19 protein-coding genes are annotated in these 24,675 nt (G+C 61.2%); 3 read left to right on the top strand and 16 right to left on the bottom strand.

All coding sequences use genetic code 11. The features are described 5' to 3' along the window. Positions 1–16: 16 nt before the first annotated feature. From V0R60_RS01320 to V0R60_RS01290, 7 genes are all read right to left on the bottom strand, one after another. On the bottom strand, positions 17–1,120 hold the full coding sequence (locus V0R60_RS01320; protein WP_136476210.1) for a polyamine ABC transporter substrate-binding protein: 1,104 nt from the start codon (positions 1,118–1,120) through the stop codon (positions 17–19). A gap of 137 nt (positions 1,121–1,257) precedes the next feature. Next, positions 1,258–2,343, bottom strand: a complete 1,086-nt coding sequence (locus V0R60_RS01315; protein WP_330078597.1) for an alkene reductase — start codon at positions 2,341–2,343, stop codon at positions 1,258–1,260. Positions 2,344–2,445: 102 nt separating this feature from the next. Then, the gene (locus tag V0R60_RS01310; protein WP_330078598.1) at positions 2,446–3,393 is read right to left on the bottom strand and encodes a bifunctional OB-fold nucleic acid binding domain-containing protein/MaoC family dehydratase; all 948 of its coding nucleotides are present in this window, start codon (positions 3,391–3,393) and stop codon (positions 2,446–2,448) included. A 5-nt stretch (positions 3,394–3,398) separates the two neighbouring features. After that, positions 3,399–4,610: a thiolase family protein gene (locus tag V0R60_RS01305; RefSeq protein WP_136476213.1), complete on the bottom strand. Its 1,212-nt coding sequence runs from the start codon at positions 4,608–4,610 to the stop codon at positions 3,399–3,401. A 140-nt stretch (positions 4,611–4,750) separates the two neighbouring features. Continuing rightward, the gene (locus V0R60_RS01300) at positions 4,751–6,427 is read right to left on the bottom strand and encodes a DUF1302 domain-containing protein (protein WP_136476214.1); all 1,677 of its coding nucleotides are present in this window, start codon (positions 6,425–6,427) and stop codon (positions 4,751–4,753) included. 71 nt (positions 6,428–6,498) lie between these two features. Beyond that, positions 6,499–7,587, bottom strand: a complete 1,089-nt coding sequence (locus tag V0R60_RS01295) for an MBL fold metallo-hydrolase (RefSeq protein ID WP_330078599.1) — start codon at positions 7,585–7,587, stop codon at positions 6,499–6,501. Then, a complete protein-coding gene (locus tag V0R60_RS01290) occupies positions 7,580–9,442 on the bottom strand; it encodes a long-chain-acyl-CoA synthetase (RefSeq protein WP_330078600.1) in 1,863 nt (620 codons plus the stop codon). Before V0R60_RS01290 ends, V0R60_RS01295 begins: the two co-directional genes overlap by 8 nt. A 270-nt stretch (positions 9,443–9,712) precedes the next feature. Between V0R60_RS01290 and V0R60_RS01285 the strand changes: the two genes are divergently transcribed. The 3 genes from V0R60_RS01285 (at position 9,713) to V0R60_RS01275 (ending at position 14,093) form a co-directional block, all read left to right on the top strand. Continuing rightward, positions 9,713–11,047 (top strand): spinster family MFS transporter, encoded by a 1,335-nt coding sequence (locus tag V0R60_RS01285; RefSeq protein ID WP_136476217.1) that lies wholly within the window; start codon positions 9,713–9,715, stop codon positions 11,045–11,047. A 17-nt stretch (positions 11,048–11,064) separates the two neighbouring features. Continuing rightward, positions 11,065–11,895, top strand: coding sequence for an alpha/beta fold hydrolase (locus tag V0R60_RS01280; RefSeq protein ID WP_136476218.1), 831 nt, complete (start codon positions 11,065–11,067; stop codon positions 11,893–11,895). A gap of 68 nt (positions 11,896–11,963) precedes the next feature. Continuing rightward, positions 11,964–14,093, top strand: coding sequence for an oxidoreductase (locus V0R60_RS01275; protein WP_330078601.1), 2,130 nt, complete (start codon positions 11,964–11,966; stop codon positions 14,091–14,093). 71 nt (positions 14,094–14,164) lie between these two features. Here V0R60_RS01275 and V0R60_RS01270 read toward each other — a convergent pair whose 3' ends face one another. The 9 genes from V0R60_RS01270 to V0R60_RS01230 all read right to left on the bottom strand — a co-directional run bounded on the left by V0R60_RS01270 (position 14,165) and on the right by V0R60_RS01230 (position 24,629). Further along, positions 14,165–15,547, bottom strand: coding sequence for a DUF1329 domain-containing protein (locus V0R60_RS01270; RefSeq protein ID WP_371922196.1), 1,383 nt, complete (start codon positions 15,545–15,547; stop codon positions 14,165–14,167). A gap of 88 nt (positions 15,548–15,635) precedes the next feature. After that, on the bottom strand, positions 15,636–17,324 hold the full coding sequence (locus V0R60_RS01265; RefSeq protein WP_330078602.1) for a class I adenylate-forming enzyme family protein: 1,689 nt from the start codon (positions 17,322–17,324) through the stop codon (positions 15,636–15,638). A 3-nt stretch (positions 17,325–17,327) separates the two neighbouring features. Further along, entirely contained in the window at positions 17,328–18,482 is a 1,155-nt protein-coding gene (locus V0R60_RS01260) for an acyl-CoA dehydrogenase family protein (RefSeq protein WP_330078603.1), read from the bottom strand. Positions 18,483–18,495: 13 nt separating this feature from the next. Continuing rightward, the gene (locus V0R60_RS01255) at positions 18,496–19,683 is read right to left on the bottom strand and encodes an acyl-CoA dehydrogenase family protein (protein ID WP_330078604.1); all 1,188 of its coding nucleotides are present in this window, start codon (positions 19,681–19,683) and stop codon (positions 18,496–18,498) included. A gap of 53 nt (positions 19,684–19,736) precedes the next feature. Then, positions 19,737–20,906, bottom strand: a complete 1,170-nt coding sequence (locus V0R60_RS01250) for an acyl-CoA dehydrogenase family protein (protein ID WP_330078605.1) — start codon at positions 20,904–20,906, stop codon at positions 19,737–19,739. Between the two features lie 10 nt (positions 20,907–20,916). Next, entirely contained in the window at positions 20,917–22,095 is a 1,179-nt protein-coding gene (locus tag V0R60_RS01245) for a lipid-transfer protein (protein ID WP_330078606.1), read from the bottom strand. Between the two features lie 19 nt (positions 22,096–22,114). Continuing rightward, a complete protein-coding gene (locus V0R60_RS01240; protein ID WP_136476225.1) occupies positions 22,115–22,534 on the bottom strand; it encodes a MaoC family dehydratase in 420 nt (139 codons plus the stop codon). Beyond that, complete coding sequence (locus V0R60_RS01235; RefSeq protein WP_330078607.1) at positions 22,506–23,639, bottom strand: acyl-CoA dehydrogenase family protein; 1,134 nt, start codon at positions 23,637–23,639, stop codon at positions 22,506–22,508. The genes V0R60_RS01240 and V0R60_RS01235 overlap by 29 nt, the downstream gene beginning before the upstream one ends. A 9-nt stretch (positions 23,640–23,648) precedes the next feature. Further along, positions 23,649–24,629, bottom strand: a complete 981-nt coding sequence (locus V0R60_RS01230; protein WP_330078608.1) for a bifunctional MaoC family dehydratase N-terminal/OB-fold nucleic acid binding domain-containing protein — start codon at positions 24,627–24,629, stop codon at positions 23,649–23,651. Positions 24,630–24,675: the final 46 nt, after the last annotated feature.

Below are 24,675 nucleotides of genomic sequence, written 5' to 3'. Positions count from 1 at the left end.
ATGAGAGAACGCTTGCTCAGAAGCCGGTCTTGACCGTGCTCCAGACGCGGGTGATCGCGCGCATATCCCGGGGTTCCTGGGTTTTCTGCGCAAAAAGCCGTTCGCGCGTGGTGGCATCGGGATAGATCGCCGGGTTGTCGCGTATGTCCGCCAGTACCTGCTCGGTGGCCGCGGCGTTACTGTTGGCGTAGTGGATGTAGTTGGTCACCTTCGCCATGTTCTGCGGCTGCAGCAGGAACTCGATGAAGCGGTGGGCGTTGGCGGTGTGCGGCGCATCCTTGGGCAGGTAAAGGTTGTCGAACCAGATCAGTGAGCCTTCCTTGGGAATGAAGAACGCCAGCTGAATATCCTTTTTCGCCTCTTCGGCACGAGCCTGGGCCGTGGCGTAGTCGCCCGACCAGGTCAGGGCCATACACACGTCGCCGTTGGGCAGGCTGGTGAGGTAGTTCACCGAGTCGAACTTCTTGATGTAGGGGCGGATGTCCAGCAACAGTTTCTCGGCCGCCTTGAGATCGGCCGGTGCCGCGCTGCGCGGATCCTTGCCCAGGTATTTGAGCGCCAGCGGGATCACCTCGGTCGGTGCATCCATCAGCGTTACACCGCAATCGGCGAAGCGTGAGACGATCTTCGGATCAAACAACATCGCCAACGAGCCAATGGGCGCATCCGGCATGCGCGCCTTGATTTTGTCGACGTTGTAGGTCACCCCAGAGCTGCCCCAGGTGTAGGGCGCCGAGTATTTGAGGCCAGGGTCGTAATCCTGGAGATTCTGCACCACCTGCGCATCGAGGTTGTGCCAACTGGGCAGTTGCTGCTTGTCCAGTGCCTGGAATACGCCCGCCTTGATCAACGGCGGCACGAGCGAGGCATTGAGCATCACCAGGTCATAGCCGGAGCGGCCAGTGAGCAATTTGGTCTGTACGGTTTCATAACCATCGAAGGTGTCGTAGATCACCTTGATGCCGGTGGCCTTTTCAAAATCGGCCAGAGTCGTTTCGCCAATGTAGTCCGTCCAGTTGTACAACCTGAGTGTATTGCCGGTATCCACCTCGGTGGCCAGGGTGGCCGTGGCGGTGGACGCCAGCAACAGACTGCACATCACCTTCAGTGCCTTGCGCATAGCAACTCCGTCGTGTGACTGCTCAGGGTGAGCCGATGGCGTTACTATCAGGTGATTCACGGGCGCCGACCATAACCCGAATGGGTGGGTGTCGCGCAGAGGCTCGCAATAGCTTCAGGCGTTTGGCGATTGAGTGCTCATGGTGCCACTTCCAGGCTTGCCGCCTGATGGGTGGGATAGTCCGAATAGCCGCGTGCCCCCGGGGTGTAGAGGGTATGACGGTCGAAGCCAGCCAGTGGCAAGCCCGCTTGCAGGCGCTCGACCAGATCCGGATTGGCAATGAAATGCCGGCCGAACGACACCGCATCGCCCTCGCCTGCTGCAAGCGCTGCCCGCGCCGTTGGCCCGTCAAAGCCATCATTGAGAATCACGCCGCTGTTGCTGTGCTGGCGCGCCAGGGCGAAGGCGTCGATGCCAGGCACAGGTGAGCGCATGATGTGCAGGTAAGCCAGACCCAGCGGCGCTACTGCTGCGCACAACGCTGTAGCCGTAGCCAGCGGATCGGCATCCTCGATGTCGTTGTAGCTGTTGCCTGGGCATTGGCGATAGCCAACCCGACCGGCGCCGATAGCGCCCGCCATGGCCTGTAATACCTCCTTGGCAAAGCGCACTCGATTGTCAGCACTCCCGCCATAGGCATCGGTACGCAGGTTACTGCCCGCGGCCATGAACTGCATGGGCAGGTAACCACTGGTGCAATGCAATTCGACGCCGTCAAAGCCTGCTTCACGGGCGTTGATCGCCGCCTGGCGGTACTCGCCGATGGTCGCTTCAATACCTTCCAGGCTCAGGGCCTGAGGTTCGTCGGTGTCCACCATACCGGCGATATCGCTGAACAGTCGGGTCTGTGCCCGCAACGCCGAAGGCGCTACGGTCGCCGCCGTTTCAGGCTTGTTGTAGCGACTCGCGGCGCGCCCCACATGCATCAATTGCAGGACGATACGGCCACCGCGCTCATGCACCGCGTCGGTCACCTGCCGCCAGCCGGCAATCTGTGCAGCTGTGTAGATGGCCGGGGTGCGGCAATAACCCAGGCCGTTGGCCGACGGCGCTGTACCTTCGGCAATGATCAGTCCGGCACTGGCGCGCTGGCGATAGTAGTCAACCATCTCGGCACCCGGCAGCGCATCGGCGCTGGCACGGCTGCGGGTCATCGGCGCCATGACAATACGGTTGGCCAATTGCAGTTCACCCAGGCGCAGCGGCTCGAACAAGATACTCATCTCAGCTCCTTCACTTCTTGGAAATTCCCGACCGCGACTGAATCGCGCTGCGGGTCGGCAGCGCGTGCAGCGTGGCTGCCGACCTAGCCGCTGTTTGCCGGCTTACATGTACAGGATCACCAGGTCATTGATCACCGAAGGACGATCACTGCCCACCACATGGGTGTTCACTTCCAGGGTCAGTTGGGTGCCACGTTTGACCCGTGCCACCTGCTTGACCCGGGCCCGGGCATGGATGCGCGAACCGGCAGGTACTGGCGCCGGGAAGCGCAAGCGGTCGGAGCCGTAGTTGACCATGGTGCTGAAGCCGGTGATTTCGTAACCCAGCGACAGTTGCAGTCGCGATTGCAGCACCTGTACCAGCGCACCGTGGGCAATGGTGCCGCCAAACGGGCTGTCCTTGCGCGCGCGCTCAGGATCGGTGTGAATCCAGTAGTTGTCGCCCGAGAGCTTGGCAAAGGCATCGATCAGTTCCTGGTCGACCTCAACCTCGTTGCTCCACTCACTGAAGGTGTCGCTGACCAGGCTTTGCAACGCCGTCTCGTCATCCATCGCCACCTGGCGTGAAGGTGCTGGCGCGGCAGCCTCGGCCGCTGGGGCCTGGGCTGCACCGCTCCAGCTTTGCAGGGCGGAGCTGTCTTGCTCCATACCGGTAAAACGCAGCAACCGGGATCCCTTGGCATCCACTTCGGCGAACACCGGTTGCAGACGCATACCGATGCGGATCTGTTCCTCTTCCAGCCCCACCAGCGTGGTGTTGATGCGCACGCCTTCATCCAGTTCGATCACCGCCAACTTCTGCGGCATTTCGTCGGCGAAATCCGGGAGCGTGGCAATGCGCGCGATGGTGAAGCTGTAGAGGCTGGCGCCGCCACTGACTTCACGCCAGGCCAGGTCATGGGCCAGGCATTTGGGGCAGTGGCGACGCGGGTAAAACACCCAGTGTTCGCAGACGTTGCACTGCTGGACCAACAGGCGCTGGGCCTTGAGACCTTCCCAGAACGGTGCGGAAATTTCGGTTGGCACCGGCATTGGCTTATTGTTCGACATGCAGGTCATGCTCCCTGAAGAATCAATGCAGCTTGTTCACTCATCACGCCACCGGTTCCGGAGACGTAAACCGCATCGCAGCGCCCAAGCTGGCGTTCGCCCGCTTCTCCACTGATCTGTGTGACCGCCTCAATCACCTGGGACATGCCCCCGGCCGCACCGGCCTGGCCGAAGCTGAGCTGGCCACCGTGGGTATTCATCGGGAAATCGCCGCGCCAAGTCAGGTCGTGCTCACGGACAAACTGCATGCCCTCACCCTTGGCGCAGAAACCGGCGTCTTCGAGGGTCAGCAAGGCGGTAATGGTGTAGCAGTCGTAAATTTGGGCGGCATCGACATCAGTCGTTTTCAGCCCGGCCATCTCGAACGCGCGGCGCGAGGCTGGCCCCACCGGGGTGTGGATCATGTCCTTGGCGTAAGACGGCGATTTGAATGCCAGGTGTTCGCCAAAACCGGTAATGAACGCTGGGCGCTTACGGGCACGCGCGGCGACTTCCTTGGAGGCAATGATCAGTGCCGCGCCACCGGCCACCGGCATGACAATTTCCAGTACATGCAGCGGGTCGGCAACGCGCTTGCTCGCCAGCACCTGCTCGATGGTCAACGGTTGGCCGTAGAACATCGCCTGGGGATTGGCCAGGGCGTTGGTGCGCTGGTCAACGGCAATCTTGGCCATCGCAATCGGGTCATAACCGTACTGCGCGGCATAGCGCTGGGCGATCATGGCGTAGCCGGTATTCTGGCCCATGTGCCCGTACGGCAAGTCGAACTCTGCCTCCGGAGCACCGAAGGCGGTGCTGTGGCCACCGTAGCGCATGGCGCGAATCATTGCGCTGGGGTCTTCGTCAGGCCCCATAGGCGCCATCCGTGCAGGCATTACGCAGAGCACGGCCTGGCATAAGCCCAGCTCGATGGCTGCAGCGGCGCGCCATACCATGCCCACCGCCGTGCAACCGCCCAGGTCGACCACTTCGGCGAAATTGACGGTCAAGCCCAGGTACTCGGCGGCCATGGCCGGTACGAACACCGAAGCTTCATGAAAGTGCGGGCCGTTGATCACTAGACCATCGAGGTCTTCGGCACGCAGCCCTGCGTCGCGTAGCGCTTGCGCGGCCAGGTCGGCCACTTGTTCGAGGTGGAACATGCGCGGTGCAGTGGCATACTTTTCCGGCTTGTACTGCGCGGCGCCTACAATCGCCGCATGACCTTTAAGACCCATGTATCCCCCACTCGAAAGCTGTGTGCTTCGGATTTTGTTGTGTAGTGACCATGCCACAACTGCTGCAGCGAGTGATCGTCCATTTTGACTAGGCCACGGCGGGCGCCAGGATCGATACAGGCCTGGCGCCGCCACGGGGATCAGAAGCTGTACTTCACCGAGAACGTGCCATAGTCACGGTCCGCCAGCAAACGCTTGACCGGATCCGCTTCACCCAGGTAGCCGGTGACCCGCAGAGCGACTTCCAGGTTGCCCAGGTACTTGAAGGTGGTGCCAACGCTCAAGCGCCGGTCGCCCTGCAGTCCCGAGATGGTCCCAGCCATTGGTGTGGCGCCGCTGAACACGTTGGAAAAGTTAACCGGTACTTCCAGGTCCCAGCCTTCAAATACGCCCGGGTAACTGAAGGATGCGCCAAGGGTGTAGGCGCTGGCAGTCTTGCTGCGCCAGGCCGTGGCGGTCTTGTAGGTGTAGTCATCGGATGGCTGCACCAGTGGACGCATCGGCGCAATCAGGCTGTCACCAAGGGCCTGCAGGTTAGGCGCCGCCGAGGCCTCGTCGACACTGTCGACACGCACGTGAACGATCTCGGCGGTCAACGAGGTCTGGCTCGCCCACGGACGATCGCCCAGGATGCGGATAGCCGAGAGCTGCATCTGCTGGCCCTTGCCACGGGCCGGAGTCGGGCCCAGGCCAGTGTTGACCATTACCGGTGCGCCATCGCGGTAGGACCACTCGCCGCCGATCTGGGTTTCACCGATTTTCGTCGAAGCGCTGATACCCGTCAGTTTTATGTCTTCAAAGTAGGTAATGCGGTAGCCATCCGGGGCGCCGAAGAACACGCCCGGACCTGCCGGGACTGCCTGGTAGCCCACCAATGCAGTGGCAGGGTTCTTGTCGTGATAATTGACATGAAACAGTGACAACTCCAGGGCTGGCACCGGACGAAAGCGAACCTGCGCACCCCACTGGCCACTGTCACGCGGTTCATCGGTGCCGCGATAGTCGATCCGAGAGCCATTGGCGCCGAGAATGAATTCCCGCCCCGGCCCTACCACGTCACTGGTAGACAAGTAGCTACCCACCGGTGGCAGTTCGGTGCCCATCCATTCATATTGCACATAGGCGCCGAAGGTCAGTTGCGGGTTCAGTCGATACGATGCCGAAACTTGTCCGACCGGCAACAGCACTTCCTTGACCTCGACCCCCGGCTGCGCTGCCTTGACCGCATCGGACGGGCTTTGCACACCACTGACACCTGGGTAGAACAGGCTCTCACCCCACGACTCGATGTGACGCCCGGCCTTGACGTCGAGCATCGAATCGTTCTCGAAACGCCAGCCACCAAACACGTAGGCGTCGAGGAACTTACTGCGGCCACCGGCGTAGTACTTGGTATCGCTGGTGAATTCATTGTGGTCGCCGTTCTTGTTGACGGTGCCCGGCGAATCGTTGTCGTTGGAGCGATGGTAGACATCATCGTAGAAGGTACTGGCACGCAATACCGCACCATAGTTGTCCTTGCGCACGATCATTTCCGCCAGGGCACCAATGCGATTGGTCACCAGGCTGCCTTTGTCGAAGTTGCGGTCGCCGTCATCACCGTTGAGGGTCAGCAGGTCCTTGTCCGGATCGGACAAACGCACACCAAGGCCGTAGCTGGTTGTTACGGTCCAGTCGATCGTCGTTCCGTCGTCGAACTCGATGGTTTCACCGGACCATGCGGGTGTCGACACCAACGCAATCGCCACCACCAGACCAGATAACTCGAAGCCCGATACCCTTGGGCCAGCACCATATTTTTTGTTTTTATTAGTCACACTGCCTCTCCCGATAAACGACCCGATGGCCGCGCAAATGTGCAAGAACACCAATACTTCCCACTGCCTGCTCAGAGCTGCCCTAGCGCAGACCGAGCAATGACACCTTCATCCGGGCGCGAGTACCGAAACACACCGGCTAGTTCTTCTCGTACCAATCGCCCTTGAGCGATGAGGTAATTGGCATGGGCCAGGGTTTCGCCGATGGCCATCAGTTCATCGAAGCGCCCCTTAACCGCTGGAAACAGCACCGCCATCAACTGCATGGCAGTGCGCGGCGCCGTGCAGGCGTCCAGCAACTGCTGCAGATGCGTCTGGTGATGGGCATGCAGTTGATCAAGGCGCTCATGCAGGTTGAAAAACGGTCGCTCATGCGCCGGCAGCACCAGCACGCTGTCGGGCACTGTGCGCAGGTCATGGATCGAGTCGAGCCAGTCACGCAGCGGGTCAGCATCAGGCTCGGTGACCTGGACGCAGACGCTTGAGGTAATCCGCGGAAGTACCTGGTCGCCGGAAATCAGCAGGCCGTCTTCGGCGCAGTACAGGCAGGCATGCTCGGGGGAATGACCGCGGCCGATACGGATCTGCCAGCGACGCCCACCGATGTCCAGCTCACTGCCTTCGCTCAAGCGGTGAAAACTGGTCGGCACCTGTGGTCGAAAGTGCGCGGAACCGAGAATCGGGAACAGCGCCTGGGTTTGCTCGGGGCTGAAACCTGCACGCTGGTAATGCTGGCCGAATGCCCAATCGCTGCTGCCATCGCCCTGCCTGCCCAACTGATGCATGGCCTGGTATTCACTGGCACTCATGAACACCGGACAGTGAAAGCGGTCACTCAACCAGCCAAGCACGCCGACATGATCGGAGTGAAAGTGCGTACAGATCACCGCCACCAGCGGCAACCCTGCAAGCGCGGTATCGAACAGCGCTTCCCAGACTTCACGGGTCTGCGCATTGTTCAACCCGGTATCGACCGCCACCCAGCCCTCGCCATGGCGCAGCAAATACAGGTTGATGTGGTCGAGTCCGAACGGCAGCGGCATACGCAGCCACAGCAGCCCCTCGGCGATTTCCTGCACAGCGCCGTTGGCAGGCGGTTGCGGCCAGGGAAAGCGCAGTCCGGCGCGCCATTCGTGCCCTTGCGCGTCAAGGTTACTCACTGGCGTCACCGGCAAAGGCAGCCAAGCCTACGCGTTCCAGCACCTCGGTACTGTAGGGGACATAGCTGCGGCTGCTTTCGTCGCGAATGAACAGCGGATCGCTGAATGCAGTGGGTGCGTATCCCTGGCGCTGCAGGTCGACCTTGCGCAACTTGAAGGTGCTGGTCAGGTCAGCGGCGGCCGAAACCCGCACGAACATCGGCGCGGCGTAACGCGGCAACCGCGCCTCGGTCAACGCATAAAATGCTTTTGGATCGAAGGTCTGACCCGGCTGCATCAGCACCGCTGCCATACCGACGCGACCCTCTTGCCCAGGCACCTGCACGCCATAGATATTGATCAGCTCGAGCCCGGCAAAGTCGCCCAGCGCAGAAGCCACCTCCAGGGTCGAGACGTTCTCGCTCTTCCAGCGGAAGGTGTCGCCGATGCGGTCGATGAAATAGAGGTAACCATCCTCATCGAAGCGCAGCAGGTCTCCGGAGCTCCAGTAAGCGTCGCCCTCGACGAACACGTTGCGCCGAATTTTGCTGTTAGTGGCCTCGGCCGAGGTGTAACCCTCGAAGCGTCCACCGCCGATGTTGGGATGATTGATGATGAAACCGAGCGCTTCGCCCACCTCTCCCACTTCACACAGTTGATGAAAACCATACTGGTCGCGGGGATGACTGTCGGTTTCAACGTCATAGCGCACCAGGCGCAGATTGCTCTTCTCCCAGAACGGCACACGACCGCAGGCGCCCACATAATTGTCGACGTTGACCACGTTGGTATTGGACTCGGTGGAACCCCAGCCCTCAAACACCTGAATCGGCCCGAAGCGCTGGACCCAGTTCTGCCAGGTTTCTCGCGTCAGCCCGGCACCGAGCATGCAACGCAAACTGTGCTCGCGCTCGCCAGCAGCCTCAGGCTGGTTCAGCAGGTAACGACAGATCTCGCCGATGTACTGGAACACCGTAACCTGATGCTTGCGGATGTCGTTCCAGAACTCGCGAACACTGAACTTGCGTCGCACCACAATCGCCGCACCGGTCTTCAGCGCGGTAGAGGTTACCGACGTGGCGGCTGCACCGTGGTACAGCGGCAGGCAGCAATAGAACACGTCCTGCACCGTCGTCTGCAAAGTGATTTCCATGATGTCGCCGGTCGACATCCAGCGCATATGGCTGTAGCGCGCCGCTTTCGGCAAGCCGGTGGTACCGGAGGTAAAGATCAGCAGGCTGGGCGTTTCGGCGCTCAGGTCTGCGCGCAGGTCCCGCGGGAACGGCGTGCTCGGCGCCGCGGCCAGGGCTTCGTTCAAGCGCGTATCAACCTGATCTGGCACCTCACCCGACCACGGCTGCTCGGTATCTTCTACCAGCCAGAGCGGCAACGGCGGCAAGGTTTCGGTGACGAGAAAATTGCCCAGAATCTCTTCGCCGACAATGATCGCCTTGGCGTTGATCGCTTCCAGCGAATGCGTCAGTGTTCGGCCGCTGAGCTGGGTATTGACGAAGCCCACCACCACCCCGAGCTTGGCCAGTGCATACCAACAGCAGAAAAACGCCGGGCGGTTTTCCATTGCCAGTGCACAGACATCACCCGGGCGCAGGCCACGGGCATGAAAGACATGCGCCAGGCGATCGGCCTGGGCGTTGATCTGGGCGAAGCTCAGGCGCTGCTCGCCGTAGATGATGAAAGGCCGCTCGCCATGGCGCTGTGCTTGTTCTTCCAAGCGATCAGCCAAGGTATAGCGATCTGCCGGCTTGATCCGTGCACTGGCTTCAGCACGGCGATCGAGGATGGCCTGCGTCTGCTCGCGTGGCACAACCCCACGATCGTCAGCAGACAGCAGGCTTGCGTTGTTGAAATTGTTCATCCTTTTCTCCGATAAAACACGCGACCGGGCGCTCGGGGTCAACGTGGTTCGCCCGCACGCCTTTGCTATTGCGATCACCGCCACCGAGCGGCCAGGTGATCGAGCACGGAACGCATCATTCACCCTGCAGAGAAGTGCAACATCGTCCGATAAGACTAAGCAGCAGCGATTGCCTTGCGCCGCACTAACGAGTGGTCTGAACGGACGATGTGCCCAACCTCGATCCGGTCCACGCTCCTCCTCACTAGAACAAAACCGGGAGCACCCGCAGTGAACTCATCCATCCCTGTTACCTGGCGTACTCATTACGCACTGTTCGTACTGGCCGTGATCTACATCTTCAATTACATCGACCGGCAGTTGATGGCGATCCTTATCGAGCCGGTGAAAGCCGAGTTCGGCATTTCCGATACCGGCATCGGAATGCTCTCCGGGGTAACCTTCGCGGTGTTCTACACCCTGTTCGGCTTCCCTCTCGGACGACTCTCCGACCGCATCGGGCCCAAGCCCGTGATCGCTGCCTGCTGTATCGCCTGGAGCGTCATGACCATGGCGTGCGGACTGGCGACCAGCTTCTGGTTGCTGGTCATGGCGCGGATTGGGGTGGCGGTCGGTGAAGCTGGAGGAACGGCGCCATCGGTGGCGATGATTTCGCAGCTGTACCCGGCCAAGAACCGCTCCACCGCGTTGTCGATACTCATGCTCGGTTCAAGCTTTGGCGCTATTTTCGGCCTGGGCTTCGGCGGCTGGATTGCCCAGCACTACGGCTGGCGTTCGGCGTTCCTGATCATCGGTGTACCCGGCATCCTGCTCGGTCTGTTGCTGTGGCTCACGGTGCGTGCGCCGAAAGTGGCGAGCGAAGCGCAGTACACGGCTGCAGTGGTCCAGGAAGGCTGGGCCAAGACCATGGCCAAGTTGATGGAAACTCCTTCATTCCTGTGGTTGGTGCTGACCGGCGCATCCAGCGCCATTGCCGGCTATGCGATTGGTACCTGGAGCCCGAGTTTTCTCATCCGTTCCCACGGATTGAACCTGCAGGATGCAGGCTTTCTGGTCGGTGTGGTGGGTGGCACCGGTGCTACCTTCGGCACCCTCGCCTGCGGCATCGTTTCCGACCGCATGGCCCGCCGAGACCCCGGTTGGCAAATTGGCGTGCCGCTGCTCGCGACGTTGGTGAGCATCCCGTTCGCGCTGGCGTACTTCCTCTGGCCGACCGGCACGCTGTTTCACCTGGGCAGCACCCCGGTGCCGACTGCATTCGTGTTCTATGCAGGCTTCGCCTTTTTCGGCACCTGGTGGGCAACGCCGTGCCTTGGCGCCGTAACCCATTTATTTCCGGCTGCACGCCTGGCTCAGGCGACGTCGATCTTTGTCATGGCCATGACCCTGCTGGGGGTGGGCGTTGGCCCGCTGTTGATCGGTGTACTCAGTGACATGTTCGCCCCCTCGCTGGGCGCTGAAGCCTTGCGCTACGCCCTGGCTGCCTCGATCTCGATGCTGATGCTCTCGACATTATTCTTGGGCATGGCCTTGCCGCGCTATCGCGCGCAACTGAGGCAGCCGGCAGTGCCGGTTGCCGACCCTGAAACTGCAGTAACCGCCTGATGAATGGAGACTCAAAGATGTCAGAACAAGACCTACCGTTGCCCATTGGCCATTTCGTCACCCTCGACAACGGCCTGCGCCTGCACTACCTCGATGAAGGCAGCGGCCCCGTCGTGGTGTGGTTGCACGGCAGTGGCCCGGGTGCCAGTGGCTATAGCAACTTCAAGGGTAACTTCCCCGCGTTCGTCGCTGCAGGCTTTCGTAACCTGGTGATCGACCTGCCAGGCTTCGGCCGCTCGGACAAACCGGACAACATCAACTACGACCTGGACTTCTTCGTTGGCGCCGTCTCCGGTTTGCTCAAGGCTCTCGAAATACAGCGCTGCACCCTGCTGGGCAATTCCCTCGGCGGTGCAATCGCCATCGGCCTGGGCCTGGCACAGCCCGAGATTCTCGACAAACTGATCCTGATGGCACCCGGCGGCGTCGAGGAACGCGAAACCTACTTCGCCAAGATCGGCATTCAGCGCATGGTCGAACTGTTCAATGCCGGCCCGTTGGACATCGACAAGATGCGCCAGATCATGAGCCTGCAACTGTTCGACACTTCACAGTTGCCCGATAGCCTGCTGGCCGAGCGTGTCGCGGTTGCCCGGCACCAGCCGCACTGCCTGTTCTCGACCATGATGGTGCCGAACATGACCGAGCGCCTGCATGAGCTGAAGGTGCCGATCCTCGGTTTCTGGGGCACCAACGACAACTTCAACCCAGTCGGCGGCGCAATGAAAGTGCTCGATAACGCCCCTGACGCGCGCTTTATTATGCTAAATCGTTGTGGGCATTGGGTGCAGGTGGAACACAGCGAGTTGTTCAACCGTTCCTGCCTCGAGTTCCTGAACCAAGCCTAGGTACCCTGCGACAGCGGCAGCCCTGCTGCTGTCGCATCGACCGGCCACCTTTATGGGCTGACATAACAATGACAAAACTGTCCCACTTGCTTGCCCCTGGCCGCATTGGCCCGATCCAACTGCGCAATCGCATCATCATGGCGCCCATGGGCTCCAACTTTGCCGAGGCCGATGGCCATTGTGGCGAACGTATCCAGGCCTACTATGAAGCACGCGCCGCAGGTGGCGCCGGCATGTTGATCATGGGTGTGTGCGCCATCGCCTTTCCCTCCGGTACCGCCGAACCCTACCAGGTGGGGGTCTCATCCGATGAGTTCATCCCCGGCCTGAGCCGCCTGGCCGAGCGCGTGCACAAGCACGGTGCGAAGATCGCCATGCAATTGCAGCACGCTGGCAAGAATGCCATCCGCGACATGGCCGCAGGCCGACCGCTGTGGGTGCCGTCGATTCCACCCGCCAGCAGTTCGGACATGATGCAGGCCCTGACTCCCGAAGAACTCAGCTCTTTCGTCAGTGCGGTGCGCGGGCGCAAAGGCGGAATCGAGATGCGCGTCATGGACCAGGACGACATCGCCCAGATGGTCGAATGGTTTGCCGCAGCCGCCGAGCGGGCGCAGCGCGCCGGTTTCGATGGTGTCGAGATCCATGCCGCGCACAACTACATCATCGCCGGATTTCTCTCGTCGTATTACAACAAGCGTGACGATGCCTACGGCGGCTCACTGGAAAACCGTGCGCGCTTGTTGCTGGAGGTATTGGCTGCGGTTCGCGCGCGCGTAGGTTCAGGTTTTGGCATGTGGCTGCGCCTGGATGCCGAAGAGCTGTTCACCCCCGGCGGCATTACCCTTGAGGATGCCAAAGCGGTGGCGCGCCTGGCCGAAGCGGCCGGGGCCGACGCGGTCAGCGTTTCCGCCTACGCCGCTATCACCAGTGGCGTGGCCTTCACCGAGGCGCCTCTGGTGCAAAAGCCGGGCGCCTTTCTCGAGTGGACTGGGGCGATCAAACAATGCGTAAGCATTCCAGTGATTGCCGTCGGACGGATCGAACCGCAAGCGGGCGAAAGCGCGATTGCCGCCAACCACTGCGACTTCATCGCCATGGGACGCAAACTGCTGGCTGACCCGCAATTGCCGAACAAGCTGGCATCCGGTCATTTGCAGGCGATCCGCCCGTGTATTTATTGCTACGTGTGCGTCAGCCAGATATTCATCAACCAGCGGGTCAAATGCGCTGTCAACCCTCAAACCGGCCATGAGAGCGAACGCGTCATCACCCCAGTGGCGGCTGCGCAGCATGTGGCAGTGATTGGCGGTGGCCCGGCGGGTCTTGAAGCGGCGCGCGTTGCCGCCCTGCGTGGCCATCGGGTGACCCTGTTTGAACGCAGTGATCGTTTGGGCGGCACCTTGTTCTTTGCCGCTCTTGCCTACCCCGAAAACGGTCGTCTGCTCGACAACCTGCTCTATCAGGTAGAACAACTGCCCATCGATGTCCGCCTGCAGACGAGCGTAGACGCAGCCTTGTTGCGTGATCTTGACGTCGACCAGGTAATCGTTGCCACCGGTGCACAACGCGCTGCACCGAACATCCCTGGGGCCGAGCAGAACCACGTCTGGAGTGGCGATGAACTGCGGCGCCTGATGACCGGTGACCGCGCCGAGGAAATTGCCAAGCGCAAACTGTCGCTGACCCAGCGCACCATGATGAAGGCCGGCAACTTGATCGGCGTTACCGACAGCACCGAAGCCATCCAGAAGTTGTCGCGCGTGTGGATGCCGTTGGGCAAGCGTGTGACCATTGTTGGCGGTGGGCTGGTGGGATTGGAGCTGGCCGAGTTCCTGATCGCTCGCGGACGCCAGGTGTGTGTACTGGAGAGCTCCGGCCACCTGGGCCGTGAACTGGCAATCGTGCGCCGCTGGCGGGTGCTGCATGGCATTCGCGTGCATGGTGGACAACTGCTGACTGGCGTCACCGTCACCGCCATCGAGGGCAACCGCGTGCGCTACCAAACCGCTGAAGGTGAGGCTGGCGATGTGCAGTGCGACTCAGTGGTACTGGCCAGCGGCGCAACACCTGATACCACCCTGGCCGATGCGCTGAGCAGTGCCGGGCTCAAGGTTGTCAGCATCGGTGATTGCCAGAGCCTGGGTTACATCGAAGGCGCCATCGCCGCCGGCAATCGCGCCGCTCGCGAAGCCTGAAAGCAAAACTGCGGACAAAAAAAACCCCAGATTCTCATCTGGGGTTTTTTAGTTTCAGGTTGCAGCTAAAGTCAACGCCCCATTGCCCGCGCCGCATCGGCGGTGTACATGTCCGGGGTGAACTTCGATTCGTTGAGAATCGGCCCCTTCTTCGATTCGTTGGTCATCGCATAGCCGGTGTACTGTCCCGAGTTCAAGTCCATGAAGAACTGCGAACCGGCCTGCCAGCCGCTCATGTCCGGGTGGTAGTAGTAGTTGATCATCGCATGCTTCCACAACGCCCCACGGCTGTCGTAGTTGTCAGCAGCCACTGCGTTCCAGGTGTCTTCGTCAATGAACAACACTCGCTTGCCGTAGACATGGCGGTAGCCCTCTTTCAACTTCGCCTCCAGCACCCACACCCGACGCAGTTCATAGCGCATGTAGTCAGGGTTGGGGTGGTTGGGGGTGAGGATGTCGGCGTACTTGATGTCACCGCTGTTCGGCTTGAAGGCGTTAGCCGGTACGTAGACTTCACGCTTGCCGATCAGGGTCCAGTCAAAGCGCTCCGGTGAGCCGTTGTATAGCCGGTCTTCATCCACGGTCATAGTGCCGTTGGTACCAATCATCGGCTGATCATAGCCGTAGCCCGGCAACTGCCGCACGCGCCGGGTCGATGGGCTATAGCTCCATGCCTGGCGTGGGTTGGTGAGGAAGTTGTAAGGTTCCTGGGAAATACTCACCACACCGTTGTCACGCACCGGCTTGAGCGTGGTGTTCCAGCTCATGGCCTGGATCGAGTTCTCGGTCTTGGGCTCGACTGTTGGGGAGTTGGCTTGCGACAGGTTACGCGCATGCGCCCTACCCCAGCCAATGCTGCCGTTAGGCAGTACCGACGCCAGGTCGCTGATTTTTTCTTCGGTGTAGGCACGCGCAGGCAGTTGATGGTTCCACAGCAGCTCCATGCCGTTCTTCGGAATCGGGAACGGCACCTGGCCGATTCCTTCGACACCCATGCCGTCGTCCACCAGCTTGGCGCTCAAGGCGTTTTTCATCGCCCGCTCGCAGACATAGTCCGGGTAACGGAAATCACGATGGCCGGGGTAGATGTTCATTTTGTATGTGGTCGGATAGCGCTTGAGCAATGCCTTCTGACCATCGGTCAGGTGCTTTTCATACTGGCTCATGTTCTGCGCGGTAATGACCAGAATCGGCTTCTCGTCAGCGTACGGGTCAACCGGCTGATCGCCAGAAAACTTCACATGATTCCAACCCGGCACTTCACCCAAATACTTGCCGGTGAACGGCGGGATAGTGCCCTCGGCGTTGCCAGCTTTCTCGGCACCGACGCAGGTAAGTTCCTTGCCGAGTTTGGCAGCCTCTTCAGGCGACACTTGCGCAAATGCGCTGCCTTGCAGGCCGACATTGACGGCCACTGCAGCTACGAACATCACGCCTTTTGTTGTTGTTTTCATCGATTGGCTCCTTCGCAGACCAGGACTACTGGGGTACTCCATTGTTCCTGATCTGCTGGGGAGAACATCGTCCGGAAAGACTAATCAGTCAGATTGTGATCAACAAATCTTTGAGCTGCGCCTTGATCAATTTGCCCGAGGCATTGCGCGGCAATGGTTCGTGACGGGTGTGAACGTCGGCCGGCACCTTGTAGGCCGCCAGACGCTGGCCAATGAAGGCACAGACCTGCTCCTGCGTGGGTGCCGGATGCTGCTCGCTGCGCAACACCAGCACCATGCGTTCACCCAGTTCCTCATCTTCCAGGGCAAACGCGGCAGCCTCGATCACGCCAGGCATTTCGCAAATACACGACTCCACTTCGCTGGCCGATATCTTTTCTCCCGCCCGGTTGATCAGATCCTTGGCTCGGTCGGTGATATAGAGAAAGCCCTCGTCGTCGAGCATGCCAATGTCGCCGGTGTCCAGCCAACCGTCCTGCAAGGTTTCAGCACTGGCCTGAGGCAAGCGCCAATAGGCGTTCATCAGGGTTGGCGAGCGCAACCAGATCAAGCCACTGTGCCCAACTGGTAACGGGGACTTGGGGTCCGGCCCAATACACACATCGACGATCGGCAGCGGCCAGCCCACCGAGTCGGGCTTGTAGACGAACTGATCGCCACCCACTGCCGCACCGATGCCGTTGCTTTCCGTCAAACCGTAGCCACTGCCACCAATTGCCTTGGGTTTGCGCTTGCTGATCTGTGCCAGCAGGCGGCTGGACGCCATCGCCCCGCCCAGCCCCAGACCGTAAAGGCTGTCGCTGTCGGCGCTGTCAAAGCGTGGCGAACCCAGCAATTGCTGCATCATCACCGGTGCACCGTTGAACTGGGTGCAGCGCTCATCGCGAATCAGGTCGAAGGCCTTGTCCACGTCCCACTTGTACATCAACAGCAAACGCCGGCCGCTGCGCAAGGCCAGCAAGAACTGCGCGTGTAGACCGCTGACATGAAACAGCGGCACCGCCATCAGGTTGGTCGGCGCCAGCCCGCTGTCGATCACCGCCTGGATACGCTCCGGGGAGCTGACAGCGCAAAACGCCGACTGGAACTCCAGCGCTGTCAGGGCCTGGCAAATGGCCCGGTGGCTGGACAACACACCCTTGGCACGGCTGGTGGTACCCGAGGTGTAGAGAATCAGTGCCGGGTCGTCAGGGCCGATGGAAATGGCAGGCAGCGCCAATGCCGGCGCCTCGACCAGGGTTTCGAATCGCTGGCAGTTGGACGGCAGCATCAGCCCGGCTTGCGCGCCGACCACAATGCTGAGCAAGCGCTCACCGAGCAAATCGTCCGCCAACAACTGCAGGCGCTGCTGGTCGCAGACCAGCACCTGCGCGCCGCTGTCCTGCAGGCCATGAAACAACTCATCGCGCAGGCCCCAGCTGTTGAGCGGCACACACACCGCACCGCAGCGCTGCACGGCGACAAAAGCCACCAGCCACGCGGGCTGATTGCGCATGGCGATGGCTACCCGGTCACCCTGTTTCACGCCAAAGCGTTGTGACAGTTGCCCGGCCAGACGGTCGACCTGATCAAAAAAGTCAGCGAACGTCAGGCGTTGCTGCTCCCAGATCAGGAACTCGCGCTCGCCATGCACGCGGCCTGCATCGATGGCCTCGAGCAGGTTCGCGCAGGCATGGCGAAAGTAGCGCGGGCTACTGTCGGGGGGCGTCACCACTTCAAAAGGCGATCCGGGGCCAATCAACTGCTGCCAGGCATTGCGCCACTGTTCCAGCTTCATTGTTCATTTCTCCAAAGACGCGAAAGCGCCATAGCGCGCGCAGTGGAAGTCACTGTCGCCAAGGCACGCCTGGGCCACGCGAATTCGCTTGAGGTACAGACCGACATCCAGCTCATCGGTTACGCCGATACCGCCATGCATCTGCACCGCTTCATTGCTGATCTGAGCAGCCACCTCACCCGCTTTCCATTTACCCAGGCTGACCCTACGCCCACGTTCGGCGGCGCTCAGGCTGCTGTCGTCGAGCGCCGCCAATGCGGCCATGACAGCGCTGCGCGCCAGTTGCAATTCCACGTGCAACCGCGCGGCGCGGTGTTGCAGGGTCTGGAACGAGCCAATCGGTACGTCGAACTGCACGCGGGTCTTAAGGTATTCCAGGGTCATGGCAAACAGCTGCTCACCGGCGCCAAGCAACTCTGCGGCCAGGCAGGCACGGCCACGGTCCAGGGCCTCGTCCAGGGCGGCCCAGGCCGCACCCACAGTCCCCAGCAAAGCCTCGCTACCCACCTGCACCGCATTCAAGCGCAGTCGCGCGCAGTTACGTGAATCGATCAACGCCAACGCGCTGACTTCAAGGCCGGGCGTATTCGCCGGTACCAGAAACAAGCTGATGCCTTGTTCGTCCCCGGCGCTACCGCTGGTACGCGCAGCCACCAGATAGGCATTGGCCTCCAAGCCATCGACGACGAAGAACTTTTCGCCGTCCAGACGATAACCACCGGCTTCGGCTTTGGCCGTCAATGCTGTTTGCAGCGGTGCATGTCGCGGCTTTTCATCCACGGCCAGGGCCAGGCGCTGTTCGCCACTGATCAGGGCCGTCAGCCATTGATCCTGCTGCGCCTGCGAGCCTGCCAGGTGCATCAGCGAACCACCGAGCACCACACTGGATAACAAGGGTGACGCCGACAGATTTCTGCCCATGGCCTCGAAAATCGGCCCCAGGCCCATGCAACCGAAATCCAGCCCGCCGAACGCTTCGGGAAATGGAATAGCGCTCCAACCCAGGCCCACCGCTTCCTGCCACAACGAGGTGTCGTAACCGCCAGCGCAGGCTTCGTCTCGCAGGCGCCGCTGCGCCGCTACAGGGCTGCGCGCGGCCAGAAACTCACGGGCGCTGTCCGCCAACAGGCGCTGCTCTTCGCTATACACAAGACTCATGATCAAACTCCCCTTACACACTCGGCAGGTTCAAGACCCGCTTGGCGATGACATTCAACTGCACTTCCGAAGAACCGCCGGAAATGGTCAGGGCATAGCTGTTGAGCCAGCCACGGGTAATTGCCAGTTCCTCGCTGCTGAACGGCTCGCCTTCAAGGCCAAGGGCGCGATAGCCCAGGGCATCGAGGAGAATCTCGAACTTGTCGCGCTCCTGCTCGGTGTGGACCAGTTTCATGATCGCCATGATCGCGCTGGTATCGAGCCCGGCCCTGGCCTCCTCGCCCATGCGCTGAACGGTAAGGTTGTAGGCATGTTCATTCATTGCGCAGGCCTGGGCGCGGGCGCGCAAGGCCACGTCGCAAGGCGACTGGCTGTCTGGCAGGTAGCGTTCGATCAGCGGCAACAGGTGAAAGTGCGACGGCAGGCTGAATTCGCCAAACTTGGACATGGCCTTGCGTTCATGCTGCAGCAGGCTCTTGCCCAGGTTCCAGCCACCGTTGAGGGGGCCGATCAACTGGCTTTGCGGAACGCGCACGTTATCGAAGAACACTTGGCAAAAGGCCGACTTGCCGCTGATCAAGTCAATCGGCGAGACGCTGATGCCCGGGCTTTGCATGTCCAGCACGATCAGGCTGATGCCCAGGTGCTTGGGTGCGCTGGGGTCGGTGCGCACCAACGCATACATCCAGTCGGACTTGTCGCCGTAGGAGGTCCAGATCTTGGTGCCGTTGACCACGAAATCGTCGCCATCGACAACCGCCGAGGTCTTGAGGCTGGCAAGGTCGGAACCAGCGTTGGGCTCGGAAAAGCCCTGGCACCAGCGTATCTCTCCCCGGCACATTGGCGGCAACAGCGCTTGCTTCTGCGCTTCACTGCCAAATTCGAGCAGCACCGGCCCCAACATCCAGATACCCAGGTTGATCTGCGCCGGCCGACACTTGAGCCGGCGCAGCTCGCTTTCCAGCACCGCGTTTTGCTCGGCGCTCAGGCCTCCACCGCCGTACTCGCTGGGCCATTGCGGGCAGAACCAACCTTTGTCGCGCAGGCGCTCGAACCACAGGCGAGCGTCATCGCTGGGAAACTCTACATGGCGGCCACCCCAGACCATCTCGCCGTCGGGAGTGGCGCTGCGCAGTGACGGCGGGCAATTGGCCTCCAGCCAGTCACGCGTCGCTTGCCTGAATTGCTCAATTGCACTCATTCGTTCACCTGAAAGGGACGTTATTGTTATTCGCTTCAAGGGTACAAGGTGACTCAGCGCTGCGTGCGCGGCATCCCCAGGCCAAACTGGGCGATCAATTCGCGCTGGATTTCGTTGGTACCGCCGCCAAAGGTCAGGTTTACCGACGCCCGTACTTCATACTCCAGCTCGCCAAGCAGATAAGCGGCTGCGGAACCTGCGCGGGTCAAGCCGCTGGCGCCGAGAATGGCCGACAGTTTGCGCAGGATCTCGATCGCCGATTCCGAGCCGTAGACCTTGGTCGTCGAGGCCAGGGCCACGTCGACACGCTCACGTTCAAGGTCGGCGGCGATGCGAAAGTTGATCAGGCGCATGGCTTCGAGCCGGGCATAACATTCGGCCAGGTCGCGGCGCACCCAAGCATGGTCGGTGGCGCGATGGCCCTGCTCATCGGCGCAGCGTGCCCACAAATACACCCTGCTGAACAGGCTCACCACTTTGTCAGACCAGGCACCCAAGCCCAGGCGCTCATGGTTGAGCTGCGCGGTGATGAGTTTCCAGCCACCGTGCAGTTCGCCCACCAGCATGTCCCGTGGCACTCGCACATTATCGTAATACGTCGCGGCCGTGGGGTTTCCGGAGGTCGGAATCAGGGTGCTGGAAAAGCCTTCGGCCTGGGTATCGAGAATCAGGATCGAAATACCCTTGTGCCGCGCCTGTTCGGGGTCGGTACGCGCCGCCAGCCAGATGTAATCGGCCGAATCGGCGCCCGACGTCCAGAGCTTGCTGCCGTTGACCAGAAAACCATCGGCATCTTCGCGGGCAGTGGTTTTCAGCACCGCCAGGTCGCTACCGGCGCTGGCTTCGGAGTAACCGATGGCAAAGTTGATCTCACCGGCGGCAATCCAGGGCAGGAACTTCTCTTTCTGCAGGGTCGAGCCGTGCGCCATCAACGCCGGACCCACGGTGCTGATCGTCACGAACGGCAGCGGCGCGCCGGCAATGTTGGCTTCTTCGAAGAAAATCAGTTGCTCGGTGGCGGCATAGCCCTGACCGCCATAGGCCTTGGGCCAGCCAACCGCCAACCAGCCATCGCGGCCGATCTGGGCAATGGTACGACGAAACAATTCGCCGCCTTCGGTGCCACGCATTTTCTCGCGTAGCTCAGGGGTCATCAGGTTCTGAAAGTAGTCCCGGACCTTGAGTCTGAGCGCACGCTGTTCGGGGGTAAGATCGACGAACATGGGACGCTCCTTATACCGCGCCGAGAATCAGGCCGCTGGTAGGCACGCCGGTTCCGGCAGTGACCAGCACGTTTTCCACACTCTGCACCTGGTTGACCGCCGTACCCCGCACCTGACGGACAGCTTCGGCGATGCCGTTCATCCCGTGGATGTAGGCTTCGCCCAACTGGCCGCCATGGGTGTTGATCGGCAGCCTGCCGCCACGTGCATGATGCCCGGCACGAATGAAGTCCTTGGCTTCACCGCGCTTGGCAAAGCCGAACTCTTCCAGTTGCGGCAGTACAAAGGGCGTGAAGTGGTCGTAGATGATCGCGGTCTGCAAGTCATCCGGGCCCAGGCGCGACTGGCTGTACAGCTCTTTGGCGACCACACCCATCTCCGGCAGGCCGGTGATGTCGTCACGGTAGAACGAGGTCATTACCTGCTGCCCGGCGGCGATGCCCTGGGCGCCGGCCTTGATGATCACCGGCTTTTGCCGCAAGTCCCTGGCACGTTCTGCCGAGGTAATGACCATCGCCACCGCGCCATCGGATTCCTGGCAGCAGTCGAGCAAGTGCAGCGGTTCACAGATCCAGCGTGACGCCTGGTGCTCTTCAAGGGTGATCGGCTTGCCGTAGAAAAAAGCCTGGGGGTTGGTGGCGGCAAAGTCGCGCACCGCTACCGCGACCCGACCGAAGTCTTCGGAGGTTGCACCGTAGGTGTGCATGTAGCGCTGGGCGAACATGCCGACCCAGGCTGCAGGCGTGTGAAAGCCGTGGGGCATGTACCAGCCGTAGTTGACGTTCTCAAAGGTCGGCGTCGAGGCAAAACCATAGCTGCCGGTGCCAAAGCGGTACCAGGAGCGTTCGTTCATGGCCCGATAAACCACCACCACCTTGGCAACGCCGGTGGCCACCGCCATTGCCGCGTGCATGACCGGCCCGCAGGCGGCGCCGCCACCGTGCGGCACCTGGGAGAAGAACTTGACGTCCTTGCAGCCCAACAGTCGGGCAATTTCATACTCGGGGACTTTGTCGACCGAATAGGAACTGAATCCCTCGACCTCGGAGGGATCGATCCCGGCGTCCTTGAGCGCTGCCAGGGTCGCTTCCATGGCCAGGCGCAATTCGGTGCGCCCGGAGTTCTTGGAAAACTCGGTCGCGCCCAAGCCGACAATGGCGGCGCGCCCGGAAATCGACGAATTCGTCATTTTTGCTGTCTCCCGCGAGTCAGGGCAGAACCAGCGTGACCGTGCCGGTCACGTGGTTGCCCATGGAATTTTTGCCCTTCAGGGCCACTTCCAGGCTGCGCGTAGCGGCATCCTGATGGGTAACTTCGCCACTGAACGTCATGCTGTCACCGGGGTAGTTCGGTGCGCCCAGCTTGATTTTCAGCGCACGGAACTGCACCTGCGGGCCACTCCATTGCTCGATGAAACGCTGTACCAGACCATTGGTGGTGAGGATGTTCATGAAAATATGCGGCGAACCCAGCTCCCGTGCAGCCTCCAGGTCATGGTGGCCGGGGAAGTAGTCGCGGGTGGCAATCGCACCACCAGCGATCAGGCCGACAGTGATCGCAATGGTCAGCTCGGGCAGTTGTTCGCCAGAGCGTACGTCTTCAAAGCGCTTGGTGTTCATCGAGGTCATATTTCCATCCCAAGGTGTCGTTATCGCTCAGCCAGTCGCCGAGACGTTCCAGGATCGCCGACGATCCTCCCAATGCACTGCTCAGTGCCCGGCTCCAATACAGGAACCGATGGATTGGGTATGAAAGGTCAACGCCAATACCACCGTGCACATGCTGTGCGGTGTGACCAATGCGGTGGCCGGCCTCGCACGCCAGGTACGCAGTGGCCAGGGCCTCGGAAGGCGCTGGCAGTCCGGCGTCGAGGCGATAGCACAGTTGCCACAGGGCACTGCGCAGTACTTCAAGCTGCACGTGGGTGTCGGCCATGCTCATCTGCACGGCCTGGAAGCTGCCGATACTGCGGTTGAACTGCTGGCGCTCACTCACGTAAGCAACCGTGCGGTGCACCTGCTCGGCGCTGACGCCCAACTGCAACGACGCCAGGGCTGCAATGGCACGCGGAGCCAGCCAGTCCAGCGCCGCGCCAGGCAGCACGTGATCGCTGCTGAGCATGACCCCCTCCACCTGCAGGTCTGCCAGCGCTTCGCCATGGGTCATGACCCCAGGCACGCTACGGATACCGGCCTGCTGCAAATCGACCAGTACCAGCCGTGGTTGTCCTGCGACCTGGGCCAATACCAGCGCAGCGTTCGACTGTTCGGCCAGGGCCAACGCTGCGATACGTCCGTCCAGGCGCCAGCCGTCCGCCTCGGGGCTGGCGTGCAGTTCGATGCCGCGCACGTTGGTCAGGCCATCAAGGGAAAGGGTCAATAACCCCGTCGCCGCGACGGCCCGTTCAACCCACGGGGCCACTGCCACACCACCAAACTGCGCCAAGGTTGCTGCCGCCAATTGGTGACGCCACAGCGGTACTTGCGCCAGAGCGCCGCCCTGGGCATCAAGAATCTGCATCAGCTCGATCATGCCCAGGCCGCTGCCACCCGCCGTCTCGGGAATGGCCAGGGCGTGCAGCCCGGTCTCCACACAGCTGGCCCACAATTGCTGCATATAGGCCTGCCCGGAAAGATCCCAGTCGCGCAGGTACTCGTCGGTGCAAAAGTCGCTCATCAGGCTGCCGGCCATTTCGGCGATGGCGCGCTGATCTTCATTGAGTTCAAAGTCCATACTCGCCCCCTACTCTGCCAATGGCCGGAACATCGGCAACGCCAGATCATCGTCGAAGGTCTGGAACTCGACCTGCACCCGCTGACCAATGTTGATCTCTTCACGCTTGACCCCAGCCAGACCGGCAATCAGGCGCACACCTTCGTCAAGCTCGATCAAGCCGATCGGGTTGGGATGGTCGAACGGCGCCACCTGCGGGTAATGCATCACCACAAAGGAATACAACTTGCCCTTGCCGCTGGCTTGCAGGGTGTCCCAGTCGAACGAGTGGCACTCCATGCACACCGGCGCCGGTGGATGACGCAACGTGGCGCACTCGGTGCAGCGCTGGATCAACAACTTGCCCTGCTGGCAACCTTCCCAGAAAAAGCGCGTGTCATCGCTGATACCCGGGGCTGGACGCTTGGCCACCGGGGCTGCGCCAGCTTCGGCTTGCGGCGTGGCCTCGCGCTTCTCGACGTTGGCCGGCTTGAACTTGAACACCCGGAACAACAGCTCGCCGACCTTCTCGTCGCCGCTCGCCAGTTGCGAGAAGTAGCTCATGACCAGGGTGACGAAGAAACCAGTGCCCAGGCCCGTGGTCTTCTCATCGCCAACCGATTCCAGGCGCGTGGTGTAGTACAGCTTCTCGCCCAGGCGCAGGTTGCGTTCGAAGGTCAGCTCCGAGTTCACCGCCACCACCGACGGATAGCCGTAGCTTTCGATCAGCGTGAGCACTTCATAAGGGTTCTCGGTGGTCGAGCCCGGTGCGTAGTTATTGATGTGAAAGCCTTCCATGCACCAGATCTGCAGCATTGGCGGCGGCGCAATGATGCCGTCGTTGCAGCTGTTGGCGGCCGTCAAGGGATCGGTGTAGAGCGGGTTTTCAAGGCCGATGACTTCGCACCACTGGCGAATCATTGGCGCGTTGACTTCGTCCCAGGCGTTCACGCGACCGTATTGGCGCCCAACCAGGGCGCGTACTTTGGATAGCAATTCTGGATCAGCCAAGAGAGTCTCCTGCGTGTTCAAAGTGGCGCCCGCTGTTGCAACGCCA

The organism is Pseudomonas auratipiscis, from assembly GCF_036324085.1.
Classification (GTDB): Bacteria; Pseudomonadota; Gammaproteobacteria; order Pseudomonadales; family Pseudomonadaceae; genus Aquipseudomonas; species Aquipseudomonas auratipiscis.
Note: the sequence above shows the minus strand (reverse complement) of the source record. Positions and strands in the feature narration are given on the sequence as shown.